The sequence below is a fragment of the Streptomyces sp. CRN 30 genome (assembly GCF_034105845.1).
This window is the reverse complement of the sequence record NZ_JAVRHI010000040.1, coordinates 1-12,612: the sequence shown is the minus strand read 5'-3', so window position 1 is coordinate 12,612 and position 12,612 is coordinate 1. Positions and strand designations below refer to the sequence as shown.

Annotated in this window: 15 protein-coding genes; 8 read left to right on the top strand and 7 right to left on the bottom strand. The window is 73.7% G+C overall.

Annotated elements, in window-relative coordinates; genetic code table 11:
* Nucleotides 1–32 precede the first annotated feature (32 nt).
* Complete coding sequence (locus tag UW392_RS04240) at nucleotides 33–1,097, bottom strand: acyl-CoA dehydrogenase family protein (protein WP_320773492.1); 1,065 nt, start codon at nucleotides 1,095–1,097, stop codon at nucleotides 33–35.
* Nucleotides 1,098–1,313: 216 nt separating this feature from the next.
* On the opposite strand from UW392_RS04240, the gene UW392_RS04235 reads away from it, so the two are divergent.
* The 4 genes from UW392_RS04235 to UW392_RS04220 all read left to right on the top strand — a co-directional run bounded on the left by UW392_RS04235 (nucleotide 1,314) and on the right by UW392_RS04220 (nucleotide 4,732).
* Complete coding sequence (locus UW392_RS04235) at nucleotides 1,314–2,201, top strand: glycoside hydrolase family 19 protein (RefSeq protein WP_320773491.1); 888 nt, start codon at nucleotides 1,314–1,316, stop codon at nucleotides 2,199–2,201.
* 45 nt (nucleotides 2,202–2,246) lie between these two features.
* Nucleotides 2,247–3,158, top strand: coding sequence for an aldo/keto reductase (locus UW392_RS04230; protein WP_320773490.1), 912 nt, complete (start codon nucleotides 2,247–2,249; stop codon nucleotides 3,156–3,158).
* An 81-nt stretch (nucleotides 3,159–3,239) separates the two neighbouring features.
* Nucleotides 3,240–3,662, top strand: coding sequence for a VOC family protein (locus UW392_RS04225; protein ID WP_320773489.1), 423 nt, complete (start codon nucleotides 3,240–3,242; stop codon nucleotides 3,660–3,662).
* Nucleotides 3,659–4,732, top strand: coding sequence for an adenosine deaminase (locus UW392_RS04220; protein ID WP_320773488.1), 1,074 nt, complete (start codon nucleotides 3,659–3,661; stop codon nucleotides 4,730–4,732). The genes UW392_RS04225 and UW392_RS04220 overlap by 4 nt, the downstream gene beginning before the upstream one ends.
* Here UW392_RS04220 and UW392_RS04215 read toward each other — a convergent pair.
* Together UW392_RS04215 and UW392_RS04210 are read right to left on the bottom strand one after the other, a co-directional pair.
* The gene (locus UW392_RS04215; protein ID WP_320773487.1) at nucleotides 4,714–5,259 is read right to left on the bottom strand and encodes a mycothiol transferase; all 546 of its coding nucleotides are present in this window, start codon (nucleotides 5,257–5,259) and stop codon (nucleotides 4,714–4,716) included. The two genes, UW392_RS04220 and UW392_RS04215, sit on opposite strands and share 19 nt — an antisense overlap.
* A gap of 25 nt (nucleotides 5,260–5,284) precedes the next feature.
* Nucleotides 5,285–6,223, bottom strand: a complete 939-nt coding sequence (locus tag UW392_RS04210; protein WP_320773486.1) for a LysR family transcriptional regulator — start codon at nucleotides 6,221–6,223, stop codon at nucleotides 5,285–5,287.
* A 128-nt stretch (nucleotides 6,224–6,351) separates the two neighbouring features.
* Here UW392_RS04210 and mgrA point away from each other — a divergent pair, with 128 nt between their 5' ends.
* Nucleotides 6,352–7,347, top strand: a complete 996-nt coding sequence (gene mgrA, locus UW392_RS04205) for an L-glyceraldehyde 3-phosphate reductase (protein WP_320773485.1) — start codon at nucleotides 6,352–6,354, stop codon at nucleotides 7,345–7,347.
* 250 nt (nucleotides 7,348–7,597) lie between these two features.
* Entirely contained in the window at nucleotides 7,598–8,008 is a 411-nt protein-coding gene (locus UW392_RS04200) for a hypothetical protein (RefSeq protein WP_320773484.1), read from the top strand.
* A gap of 27 nt (nucleotides 8,009–8,035) precedes the next feature.
* Here UW392_RS04200 and UW392_RS04195 read toward each other — a convergent pair whose 3' ends face one another.
* Complete coding sequence (locus UW392_RS04195) at nucleotides 8,036–8,926, bottom strand: RNA polymerase sigma-70 factor (protein WP_320773483.1); 891 nt, start codon at nucleotides 8,924–8,926, stop codon at nucleotides 8,036–8,038.
* A gap of 147 nt (nucleotides 8,927–9,073) precedes the next feature.
* Here UW392_RS04195 and UW392_RS04190 point away from each other — a divergent pair, with 147 nt between their 5' ends.
* The gene (locus tag UW392_RS04190; protein ID WP_320773482.1) at nucleotides 9,074–9,559 is read left to right on the top strand and encodes a carboxymuconolactone decarboxylase family protein; all 486 of its coding nucleotides are present in this window, start codon (nucleotides 9,074–9,076) and stop codon (nucleotides 9,557–9,559) included.
* On the opposite strand, the gene UW392_RS04185 is transcribed toward UW392_RS04190, so the two are convergent.
* From UW392_RS04185 to UW392_RS04175, 3 genes are all read right to left on the bottom strand, one after another.
* A complete protein-coding gene (locus tag UW392_RS04185; protein WP_320773481.1) occupies nucleotides 9,501–10,814 on the bottom strand; it encodes a streptophobe family protein in 1,314 nt (437 codons plus the stop codon). The genes UW392_RS04190 and UW392_RS04185 overlap by 59 nt on opposite strands.
* 110 nt (nucleotides 10,815–10,924) lie before the next feature.
* On the bottom strand, nucleotides 10,925–11,338 hold the full coding sequence (locus UW392_RS04180) for a PRC-barrel domain-containing protein (protein WP_320773480.1): 414 nt from the start codon (nucleotides 11,336–11,338) through the stop codon (nucleotides 10,925–10,927).
* Nucleotides 11,335–11,928: a PRC-barrel domain-containing protein gene (locus tag UW392_RS04175; protein ID WP_320773479.1), complete on the bottom strand. Its 594-nt coding sequence runs from the start codon at nucleotides 11,926–11,928 to the stop codon at nucleotides 11,335–11,337. Before UW392_RS04175 ends, UW392_RS04180 begins: the two co-directional genes overlap by 4 nt.
* A 176-nt stretch (nucleotides 11,929–12,104) precedes the next feature.
* Here UW392_RS04175 and UW392_RS04170 point away from each other — a divergent pair, with 176 nt between their 5' ends.
* Entirely contained in the window at nucleotides 12,105–12,560 is a 456-nt protein-coding gene (locus UW392_RS04170) for an ATP-binding protein (RefSeq protein ID WP_320773478.1), read from the top strand.
* Nucleotides 12,561–12,612: the final 52 nt, after the last annotated feature.

Sequence of the window (12,612 nt, the reverse complement as noted above, 5' to 3'; positions counted from 1 at the left end):
GGGGGGCCCGCCCCGCGCCCCCGGCGCCCTCGTCATCCCCCCGCCCCCAGCGCCGCCAGGTGCGCCCGCCGTACCGGTGTGGTCTGGCCCTGGACCAGCAGGAACATGCCCTCCCGCGCCAGCCGCTGGGCCGTGCCGGTCAGTGGCATCGCGCGGCCGCCGCCCGCCACGAGTGCCGCGGTCGTCGCGGCCCGCATCAGGTCGTAGGCGCGGGTCCGCGTCTCCAGCCGCTCCTCGACGTGCGCCTCGGCGGCGGGGTGGTCGGCGAGGGCGTAGGCGCGCCGGCGCAGGTCGTCCAGGCGGGCGCGCAGCGCGAGCGCGGTGTCCCGGGAGTCGGCGTCGGGGACACCCGCCAGCACGTCCAGCGCGGCGGACGCCACCCCGAACACCGCCGGTGAGGTGTCGGTGCTGCGCGGGATGTCGGTCAAGGCCCACTCCCGCCGGGGTGTGCGCAGCACCACCGAGTCGCCGGGCAGCCACAGGCCGTCCAGTTCCAGGGAGACCGTCCGCGCGGCCGTCATCGCCGCCAGCCGCATCGGCTCCGAGGGCCGCAGCCCCGGCTGCTCACGGGCGCCGGTGAACGCGAACACCACCTCCGCTTCCTCCGTGACCCCCGCGAGCAGCATCACGTCGTTCAGGCCCCAGCCCGTGTACCAGGGCACCGTGCCGTCGAAGCGCCAGCCGCCGCGCTCGGCGGTGGCCCGCACCGGCACCCGGGGCCAGGACCGCACGTGCGCGTAGGCGACACCCGACAGCAGCTCACCGGTGGCCAGCGCGGGCAGGAGGCGCTCCCGCACCGGGAGCCCGGCCGCCGCCCCGGCGAGCAGCCGTACCGGGGTGTGGTGCTGGGTCTGCACGAACCAGGTGGAGCAGCACGCCCCGGCCAGGATCTCCGCGGTCTCGCGGGCCACGGCGTCGGGGGCGCCGGCCCCGCCGTACTCCGCGGGCGCGCTCACCCCGAGCAGCCCCGACCGCCGTACCGCCGCGAGGTGCGAGGCCGGTACGCCCTCCTGGTCGACGCGGGAGGCGGACGGGACGAGGAGGTCGTCGGCGAGGCGCCGGGCGGCGGTGACGAGCGGGTGCGGTGTCGTGGTCATGGGCCCATTCTCACGAGCGGACAGCCGGACAGCCGGACGGCCGGGCGGCCGGGCGGCTGTCCGGCCGGCACCACCGCAACGGGCTCTCGCCCGAACGGAGTTGACTGGTCTACACCCTTGACTGGTACAGACCAAAGCTGTTGAGTGTGTTCACCAACCCCCCACATCACGGCCGGCCCGGCTGGAGTCCGGCCGTGCTCCGCTAAGGAGTCGTCCGTGCCGAGACGTCGTCTCTCCGCCCTCGTGACCGTCCTCGCCCTCGCGGGCGCCGTGCCGGTGCTGATGCCGGCCACCCAGGCGTCCGCCGCCGCGTGTTCGAGCTACCCGAGCTGGGTGGCCGGCAAGTCCTACGTGACCGGCGACATCGTCCGCTACACCGACGGCAAGGCCTACATCGCCGAGCACGACAACCCGGGCTACGACCCGGTCATCAGCACCTGGTACTGGGAGCCGTACGCCTGCGACAACGGTTCCACCCCCATCGGGAACTTCGTGGTCTCCGAGGCCCAGTTCAACCAGATGTTCCCGAGCCGGAACGGCTTCTACACCTACAGCGGCCTCACCGCCGCGCTCGGCGCCTACCCGGGCTTCGCCAAGACCGGCAGCGACACCGTCAAGAAGCAGGAGGCCGCCGCCTTCCTCGCCAACGTCAGCCACGAGACCGGCGGACTGGTCCACATCGTCGAGCAGAACACCGCCAACTACTCGCACTACTGCGACTGGAGCCAGTGGTACGGCTGCCCCGCGGGCCAGTCCGCCTACTACGGTCGCGGCCCGATCCAGCTCAGCTGGAACTTCAACTACAAGGCCGCGGGCGACGCCCTCGGCATCGACCTGCTGAACAACCCCTGGCTGGTGCAGAACGACGCGGCCGTGGCCTGGAAGACCGGCCTGTGGTACTGGAACACCCAGTCCGGGCCCGGCACCATGACCCCGCACAACGCCATGGTCAACAGCGCCGGGTTCGGCCAGACCATCCGCTCCATCAACGGTTCCCTGGAGTGCGACGGCAAGAACGCCGCCCAGGTGCAGAGCCGGGTGACGACCTATCAGCGGTTCGCGTCCATCCTGGGTGTCGACCCGGGCGGCAACCTCTACTGCTGACCCGGACCCGGACCGCCGGGTCGAGCGTGTGTGCGACGCTCCGCCATGACCTCCGAAACGATCACCGCGCACACCTCCGGCACCCGGCTCCTCGGTGATCTGCCTGTCCGCCGCGTCGGCCTCGGCGCGATGCGGCTGACCGGCAGTGCCGCGTTCCACCTCGGCACGGCGAGCGACCGCGAACGCTCGCTCGCCGTGCTGCGCCGCGCCGTCGAGCTGGGCGTCAACCACATCGACACGGCCGCCTTCTACTTCTCCTCCCTGCGCTCCGCCAACGAACTGATCGCCGGCGCGCTGGCGCCGTACGCCGACGACCTGGTGATCGCCACCAAGGTCGGCCCGTTCCGCGACTGGTCCGGCGAGTGGGGCACCTCCGCGCGCCCCGAGGACCTGCGCGGCCACGTCGAGGAGAACCTGCGCCAGCTCGGCCGCGACCACCTCGACCTCGTCTACCTGCGCCGCATGCGCCAGGACTCGGTCACCGAGCACTTCGGCGCCCTCGCGGAACTGCGCGACGCCGGCCTGATCCGCCATCTCGGCCTCTCCGGCGTCGAACCCCGCCACCTCGCCGAGGCCGAGGCCATCGCCCCCGTGGTCAGCGTCCAGAACCGCTACGGACTCGGCTTCCACGACCCCGCCACCGACGAACTGCTGCGGATCTGCGGCGAGCGGGACATCGCCTTCGTGCCCTTCTACGCCATCGCCGGCGAGACGGGACCGGCGGGCGCCGACGCCCCCGACGGCGAACTGCTCGCGGTCGCGGCGGCGCACGGCGCGAGCCCCGCGCAGGTCCGGATCGCCTGGACCCTGCACCAGGGGCCGCACGTCCTGGTCATTCCCGGCACCGGGAACCCCGCCCACCTCGTGGAGAACGTCGCCGCGGGCGCGCTGCGCCTCACCGACGACGAACTGGCCCGGCTGGACGCGGGCAGGCGCGGGGACGAGCACCGGGACTGACGTTGTACGAGAAGAGGTTTTACGTATAACCTCTTCCGTCAACCACCGGCCACCACCGGCCCCTCCGACCGAAAGGCGCAGATGAGACGCGTCGCCCTGGTCACCCTCGTCGTCGGCGACTACGACGAGGCGATCCGCTTCTACACCGAGGCCCTCGGCTTCCGGGTCGCCGAGGACGCGCCCCGGCCCGACGGCTCCCGCTGGGTCGTCGTCGAACCCGGCGCGCCCGGCGCCGCCACCGCGCTGCTGCTGGCCCGCGCCAAGGACGGCCCGCAGCGCGACCGGATCGGCGACCAGACCGGGGGCCGGGTCGGCTTCTTCCTGCACACCGACGACTTCGCCCGCGACCACGCCCGGATGACGGCCGCGGGCGTGACCTTCCTGGAGGAGCCGCGGCACGAGCCGTACGGCACGGTCGCGGTCTTCCAGGACCTGTACGGCAACCGCTGGGACCTGCTCCAGCCCGCACCCCCCACCGAGCACACCGAGGACACGCACGCATGACCACGCTCGACACCGACACGATCCGCCGCCTCCCCAAGGCCGTCCTCCACGACCACCTAGACGGCGGCCTGCGCCCCGCCACCGTCGTGGAGCTGGCCCGGGAGGCCGGGCACACCCTGCCCGCCACCGGTCCCGACGCGCTGGCCGCCTGGTTCTACGAGGCCGCCAACTCCGGTGACCTGGTGCGCTACATAGCCACCTTCGAGCACACCCTCGCGGTCCTGCAGACCCGTGAGGGCCTGCTGCGCACCGCCGAGGAGTACGTCCTCGACCTCGCCGCCGACGGCGTGGTCTACGCCGAGGTGCGCTACGCCCCCGAGCTGATGCTGAAGGGCGGACTGACCCTGCCCGAGGTGGTGGAGACCGTCCAGGAGGGCCTGGCGGCGGGCATGGCCAAGGCGGCGGCGGCCGGTACGCCCGTCCGGGTCGGCACCCTGCTCTGCGGGATGCGGATGTTCGACCGGGTCCGGGAGGCCGCCGACCTCGCGGTCGCCTACCGGGACTCGGGCGTCGTCGGTTTCGACATCGCCGGTGCCGAGGACGGCTTCCCGGCCGCCGACCACCTCGCCGCCTTCGCACACCTGCGGAACGAGAACGTGCCGTTCACCATCCACGCCGGGGAGGCGTACGGCCTGCCCAGCATCCACCAGGCGGTCCAGGTGTGCGGCGCCCAGCGGATCGGGCACGGCGTGCGCATCACCGAGGACATCCCCGACCTCGCCGCCGGGAAGCTCGGCCGCCTCGCGGGCTGGGTGCGCGACCGCCGGATCGCCCTGGAGATGTGCCCGACCTCCAACCTCCAGACCGGCGCGGCGACCTCGATAGCGGACCACCCGATCACCGCGCTGAAGGACCTCGGCTTCCGCGTCACCCTCAACACCGACAACCGCCTCGTCTCGGGCACGACGATGACCCGGGAGATGTCGCTGCTGGTGGAGCAGGCGGGCTGGACGGCCATGGACCTGCGCACGGTCACGGTGAACGCGCTGAAGAGCGCCTTCGTCCCGTTCGACGAGCGCAACGCCCTGATCGAGGAGGTCGTCCTGCCGGGCTACGCCTCGGTGCTCTGATCCTCGGTGCCCTGATCCTCGGTGCTCCGAAGGAGCCCGCGCGCGTAGGCGGCCTGGCCGACGTGCTGGAGGTCGTCGGCGAGGACGCTGACCAGCCGGGCGGCCAGGGTGACCGGCGGGTCCCAGTTGTCGTCGACGACGCGCTCCAGGTCCGCGGCGGACAGGGAGCGCAGCGCCCCGAGCGTCTGCTCGTGCACGGCGTCGTAGTAGCCGGTCAGCAGGTCGGCCGAGTCGACCCGCACCTTCGCGACCTGGGCGGGACCGTGGCCGTAGCCGGTGTCGCCGGCGGGCAGGTCGAGGCCGAAGCGCTTCTCCCAGCCCTGGCCCCGCCACACCTGGTCCAGGCCGAACGCGTCCGCGACGTGGTCGTCCTGGACCCGGGTCAGATGCCAGACGAGCCAGGCGACGGAGTTGGCGTCGGGCGCGGGCCGGGCGGCCAGCAGGTCGGCGCCGAGACCGTCGACGGCGGAGTGGACCTCTTCTTGGATACGGCCGTAGGCCTCGATGAGTACGTCCTTCGCATGCATACGTCCACCATGGCGCACGCGTCTGTCACGCGCTCCCCGTTCCGCGCGGCGTTCCGCCTCGCGCGCTCCCCGGCTGTCCGAGCGCGCCCGCGGTGTCCAGCAGCGCCATCAGGGCACGGGCCGCCGGACTGGCGGCCTGCGGGGGCGGCAGCAGGGCGACCGTCTCGTACTCCACGTGGTCCGTCTCCGCCAGCGGCAGCGAGGTGAGGGAGGCCCGCTTGTGCCGGAAGTGCCGGGGGACGACGGCGACGCCGAGGTTCTCGTCGACCAGGTCGAGCAGCCCGTGCACGTCCTGGACCTCCAGGGCGACGGTGCGCCGTACGCCCGCCGCGGCGAAGGCCGTGTCGGTGACGCGGCGCGGCCCCCAGTCGGGGTGGAAGTCGACGAACACCTCGTCGGCCAGGTCGCGGGGGGCCAGCAGCGCGCCGTGCCCGGCGAGGCGGTGGCCGGGGTGGCACAGCACGGTCATCGGCTCGCTGGACAGCGGCACCGAGCGCAGCCGGTCGCCGTCCGGCTGGACGCGGTAGGCGAAGGCCAGGTCCAGCCGGCCCGCCGCGACCTCCTCCGCCAGCTCGCCCGAACCGGCCTGCCGCATCCGGATCTCCACGTCCGGGTGGAGACGGCGGAACGCGGCCAGCAGCTGGGCCACCGGCACCCCGGCGACACACTGCTCGGAGCCCAGCGACAGCGTGCCGCGCAGCACCCCCTGGACCGCGGCGACCGCCTCGTGGGCCGCGCGGACCTGCGCCAGGATGCGCTCGGCCTCGCCGAGCAGCGCCCGCCCGGCCTCCGTCAGCGTCACCCGGCGCGTGGTCCGCACGAACAGCGGCGCCCGCAGCTCCCGCTCCAGCGCCCGGATGGACGCGGACAGGCCGGACTGGGAGACGACGAGCCGTTCGGCCGCCCGGGTGAAGTGCTGGTCCTCGGCGACCGCGACGAAGTGCTGGAGATGGCGCAGTTCCACGACTGAGAAGCCTAGTCGCTGAATCCCATCGGATTCTCCTGTTGGACCGCTTGCCGGGGACCGCGCCAGAGTAGGGGACGGCCCCTCCGCATCCGGGACCACCCTGTACCAACCCCTCTGGAGACGCGTTGTACACCGCACACCCCGACCGCTACGCGGACCCGTCCTTCTACCGGCGCACCGGACGCAGCGGACTGAAGCTCCCCGCGCTCTCGCTCGGCCTGTGGCACAACTTCGGCCCGGACCGCCCCGTGGAGACCCAGCGCGCCATCCTGCGCCGCGCCTTCGACCTCGGCGTCACCCACTTCGACCTCGCCAACAACTACGGCCCGCCGCCCGGCGCCGCCGAGTCCGCCCTCGGCGAGGCGCTGAAGGCCGACTTCGCGCCGTACCGCGACGAACTGGTGATCTCCACCAAGGCCGGCTACCTGATGTGGCCGGGCCCGTACGGCGAATGGGGTTCGCGCAAGTACCTGCTGTCCTCCCTCGACCAGAGCCTGGAGCGGATGGGCCTGGAGTACGTCGACGTCTTCTACTCGCACCGCCCCGACCCGGAGACTCCGCTGGAGGAGACGATGGGCGCGCTGCACACGGCGGTCCAGCAGGGCAAGGCCCTCTACGTCGGTGTCTCCAACTACTCGGCGGAGCAGACCCGGGAGGCCGCGCGCATCCTGGCCGGCCTCGGCACCCCGCTCCTCATCCACCAGCCCCGGTACTCGATGCTGGACCGGCGCCCCGAGGACGGGGGCCTGCTGGACGCACTCGACGAGCTTGAGGTCGGCTCCATCGCCTACTCCCCGCTGGAGCAGGGCCTGCTGACCGGCCGCTACCTCGACGGCATCCCGGAGGGCTCGCGAGCCGCGAGCGACAGCCCCTTCCTCAACTCCGACGCGGTCACCGAGGACCTGGTGGCCAAGCTCCGCGCCCTGCACGGCATCGCCCAGGACCGCGGCCAGTCCCTGGCGCAGATGGCGCTGGCCTGGGTGCTGCGCGGCGGCCGGGTGACCTCCGCGCTGGTCGGCGCGAGCAGCCCCGGTCAGCTGGAGGACAGCGTCGCGGCCGTCCGCAACCTGGAGTTCGACGACGCCGAGCTGGCCCGGATCGACGAGATCGTCAAGCAGTAGAGCCCGTCAGCACGGGCAGTCGAAGGCGGGGCCGGGACCACGGCCCCGCCTTTCGCGGCTTTTCGGCCAACCAAACCTGTGAATATGCCAAGAGACTGGCTAGAAAGGCATGGTGACAGTGGTTCAGCAGTGAACATACTCAACTCGTAGGACGCATCACCACCCGCGACAGCGTCCTCACGCACAGCACACGAGCCGCACGGACGACGACGGGCCCGGCAGACGAGCTATGCGACGGGGGAGGGGAGACGTGCACGACGAGTTCCTGTGCCATGTCACCGCGTACGGGGTCTGTGACGGCCGCCGGATCGGAGTCCCCCTCGGGACCTACCGGGCCCCCACCCTCGCCCTCGCCCTGTGGTGGCTGCGCGACCGTGCCGCCTGGATCGCCGAACGGCTCGACCCGCAGCCCGAACGCCCGCATCTGCCGCGCGGCGCCCTGACCCCGGTCGCCGACGACGCCCCCGACGTCCCCGCGGTGCTGCGCGACTGGTGCGCCGACGTCGTCCAGCAGGAACTCGTCGGCGACCAGCTGGCCGCCGGGCGGCTGGTCCGCATCGCCACCAGCGACGAGACCACCGAGTACGAACTGCTCGCCGAGTCCGTGGACGCCCTGCGGATGCAGCGGACCGGCGCGGCGCTGGTCGTCCCCGTCGCCTGAGCCGGTCCGCCTCCCCCGCCCCGGCGGTCAGCGGCGCAGCGCCGTCGCGCGCTCCATGTGCGACAGCTTCTCGGGGTTGCGCACGGCGTACAGGCCGGTGATGAGCCCGTCGTCGAAGCGCACCCCCACCACGCTGTCCAGCTCGCCGTCGACCCGCAGCACCAGCGCCGGGTGGCCGTTGACCTCGGCGGGGCGCAGCGTCGCGTCGGAGACCCGGGCCAGCCCGGCCACCAGGAGCCGCGCCACCTTGTCCGCCCCCGTGACGGGGCGCAGGATCGCCTGTTTCACGCCACCGCCGTCACCGAGCAGGACGACGTCGGGCGCCAGGATGTCGAACAGGGACTGCAGGTCGCCCGTCTCGACCGCCCGGTGGAAGGCGTCGAGCGCGTCCCGGGTGTCGGTGGGGGAGACGGCCCCGCGTGGCCGGCGCGCCGCCACGTGGGCGCGGGCCCGGTGCGCGATCTGCCGGACGGCCGCGGGGCTCTTGCCGACGGCCTCGGCGATCTCGTCGTAGCCGAGGTCGAACACCTCGCGCAGTACGAACACCGCCCGCTCGGTGGGCGCGAGGGTCTCCAGCACCATCAGCATGGCCATCGAGACGCTGTCGGCGAGTTCGACGTCGTCGGCCACGTCCGGGGTGGTCAGCAGCGGCTCGGGCAGCCAGGAGCCGACGTAGGACTCCTTGCGGCGGCCCAGGGCGCGCAGCCGGCTGAGGGCCTGGCGGGTGGTGATGCGCACCAGGTACGCGCGCCGGTCGCGCACCGTGTCCAGGTCGACGCCCACCCAGCGCAGCCAGGTCTCCTGGAGGACGTCCTCCGCGTCGGCGGCCGAGCCGAGCAGCTCGTAGGCCACGGTGAACAGCAGGTTGCGATGGGCGACGAAGGTCTCGGTCGCGTGGTCGTCGGATTCTGTCGTCACGTACACGAGACGCCGGCCGGTGCCCCGCTGTGACACACCGCGACCGTGGTCCACGTCACATTTCGCCGGTGTCACAGGGAACGGGGCGGCGGCGTCTCTTGGGCATCCGACGCACGGACACGCACGGACACGAGTGAGGACGACGCCATGGAAGCCCGATTCGACCTGTTCACCAACCCGGTCGCCGGCCGGTTCGCCAAGCGGTTCGCCGGAGCGGCCGTACTGCTCCACCAGTCGTCGCTGCCCCGGTCCACGCAGGAACTGGTCTCCCTGCGCGCCAGCCAGATCAACGGCTGCGGCCACTGCGTCGACATGCACACCAAGGAGGCCGCGGCCGCCGGGGAGAGCGCGGTGCGCCTGAACCTGGTCGCCGTCTGGCGCGAGACCACCGTCTTCACCGAGGCCGAGCGGGCCGCACTGGCCCTCGCCGAGGAGGGCACCCGGCTCGCCGACGCTCACCCCGGCGTCTCGGACGAGACATGGGAGCAGGTGCGCAAGCACTACGACGACGACCAGACCGCCGTACTGGTCTGCCTGGTCGCGATGATCAACGCGGCCAACCGGCTGGCGGTGATCACCCACCAGAAGGGCGGTTCCTACGAGGCCGGGGCGTTCGAGGCGGCGCTGGGCTGACGCTCCCCGCACGCCGGGCTCCGAGGCGCGCGAGCAGTGCGCCGAGGAACCCGGCGGCCAGCCCCCATCCCGCCGCGAGGCCGAGCGAGATCCACGGCCGCGGCCGCAGGAACAGTTCCCCGGACAGGCCGCCGCCCAGGTCCCCGATGACCGGCACCGACAGGCCGTACCGGGCGGACACCCGACCGACCAGGCAGATCGCCAGCACGGTCGGCACCAGCGCGACCGCCGTCCGCACGGCACAGCGCCAGGCGGGCGTCCCGGCCGGGGAGAGCGCGGCCAGCACCCACCCGGCGGCCGGCACCAGCACGGCGGCGGCGACCAGCAGCCACCACGCCCGGCCGTCGTGGTCGGTGAGCGTCCCCAGGTCGACCGTGGAGAGGCCGGGCGTGCGCAGCACCTCGTCGAGGACCCGCGGCACCGGCAGCCCGAGCGGCCCCTGAGCCCGCCCCTCCCAGGAAGAGCCCATGCCGACGGTCAGCGCCGGCCACACCAGGTTGGGCAGCCCAAGCAGTAGCACCGCGAAGGTCTCCGCCGGCCGCCCCCGGGTCGCCGCGACGACCAGCGCGCCGACGACACCGACGGCCACGCAGGCCAGGAGCAGCGCGACCATCGCGTACACACCCGGCCGCACCGCCGCCCCCAGCCGCGCGAGCGGACCCGGCGGCGGCGTCCCGCGCGAGACCAGCAGGGCGAGCAGCAGCACCCCCGCCAGCCACACCACGCCGAACAGCACGGTCAGCGGTACGTCGGTGGTGAAGCCCACGGTGGGGGAGATCCCGAACAGGTCACCGAGGTCGTCGAGCAGCCCCTCCCCGAGGGGCACCTCGAACGTCCGCCGCGCGGCGAACGCCAGACCCAGCAGGGCGAGCAGCCACAGCACGGCGATCCGCCCCGCCCAGCCGGCCGTCACGGCACCCGGCGCCGCCCGGCCGCGCAGCGGCCGCAGGAAGCCCGCGGCGAGCACCGACGCGCCGGTCAGGGTGACCGACAGCGGCATCGCGGTGAGCTCGGCGTCCGTGTCGGCGAGGCCACCGGCGTCCCCCGACAGCTCCACCGCGCCGCCCACGGCGGTCACGACGAGTGCCGCGACGACCCGGGGGAACGCACCGTCGGGCAGCTCCGCACCCCCGGCCGCCCACAGCCCGAGCGCCGCGACCGCACCCATCGCGAGCAGCCCGGCGAGCACCGTGCCGAGAGCCCGGAGCCAGCCGGTGGAGGAGACGACGGGCCGGAAGCCGCTTCGCGCACTCACACCGCCACGCTAGGCAGACCGCCCGGTCCGGCGCCCGTCGGGCCGGGCGCACGGGCGCACGGGGCCCGGCGGGACCGCGTCGCCGGCGTGGCGGGCCGGCGTGGTGGGTGTCAGGCCCGCACCACCAGCGCGTAGGCACCCAGTCCCATCAGCCGTTCGCCCGGTATGTCGCCGCGGGGCGTGATCACCTTTCGCACGCGGCCGGTGTCCGGGTCGAAGGCGATGTCGTGGACCGTGCCGCGGTCGTCGCCCGTGTCGGTCAGCACCCGGCTGTCCACCGGGTCGTGCGCGGGCGGCGGCGGGCCGTCGGCGGCGGCCGGCCGGACCAGGACGCCGTCCGGGCCGATCGCGCGCAGCGCGCCGAGGGGCAGCACCGTCTCCCCGCGCGGACGCCGGCCGCGGACCCGCAGGTGCGTCACGGTGCCCGAGACGGGGTCGACGGCCAGGGACGCCACCACCCCCAGCTCGGCGGCGTCGGTCTCGGTGACCACGGTCAGGCCGCGTATCTCGGAGAACAGCGTCATGGCAGGGGGTCCTTCCGGCGCGCGGGGACCCGCCGGGCCAGGGCGGCGAGGCCGTCGGGACCGTCGAGGCTCTCGGCGGCGTACCGCACGGTGGCCGCAGGCAGGACCAGGGCCCGGCCGGACACCGCGACCGTCTCGCCGCGCGGGACCCACACCCGGCGCCGCCGGCGCTTGGGCCCGGCCGCGAACTCTCTGCTCGCCGCCACCCGGAAGCCGACGACCCGGCCGCTGCCGCCGCCCTCCACCACCACGTCGAGGACCGTGCCGACCTCCGTGCCCGTCTCCGTCAGCAGCCGCGCCCCGACCACCCGGCCCCGCACGGCCGCCCGGCGCGCCTCGGCGGCGGTGGTCTCCGCCAGCTCCCGCCGGTCGCGGATCATCACCGCGTCGTGGCCCAGCGCGTGCACCGCGGTCCAGGGCAGGCTCTGCCGCAGCGGTCCCGACAGCAGACCCCGGCCGTTCAGCGTGAACCCCGTGATCCGCCCGGCCTCCGCGTCGAAGACGGTGTCCTTGACCTGGGCCACCGCGTCACCGCCGAGGGTGACCACCGGCCGGGTCGACAGACTCCGCGCGGCCATCAGCTCGTTCATCGCACGCCCTTCCACCCTCGCCGGCTCCCCGCGCGGACACCTGCCGTGTGCCCCGTGGCGGCTGTGACAATTCCCGCAGTGCGGAATGGGGGGACTGCACGGCCGATGCCGGGGTACGAGGACTGGTGCAGCAGCGTCGGCCACTCCGGCCAGCCCGGCTTCCGAGAGAGACACGCATGATCGACCACCTGGACGGGGCAGTGATACCGACTGGTTTCGACGTGCCCGTGGAACCGCTACGGCGGGCGGCGCACTACACCGGCGAGCCGGGATGCATCGCCGAGGCGCGCTCCTTCGCGTCGCTCTTCCTCCAGCAGCTCCGCACCGAGTGGTGCGCGTCGGTCGGCGGCCGTGCCGACGGCGCCGTCCTGCTCGTCGTGAGCGAGCTGGTCACCAACGCCGACCGGCACAGCAAGGGCCCGTACATCCTGGAGCTGGAGGGCACGGACGCCTCGGTGACGGTCTCCGTCTACGACAGCAGCGGCGCCGTGCCCAAGCGCTTCCCGCGCGACCCCGAGCGCATCGGCCGGCACGGTCTGGAGATCGTGCACGCCCTGACGTCGGAGCTGGTCGTCGAGCGCGTCCCGGTCGGCAAGCGGGTCCGCGCGGTCGTTCCGTTCACCGGGGAATGACGCGGGCACTACGGACGAGGGTGGCCGTCCCCCGGCGGGGACGGCCCCCCAC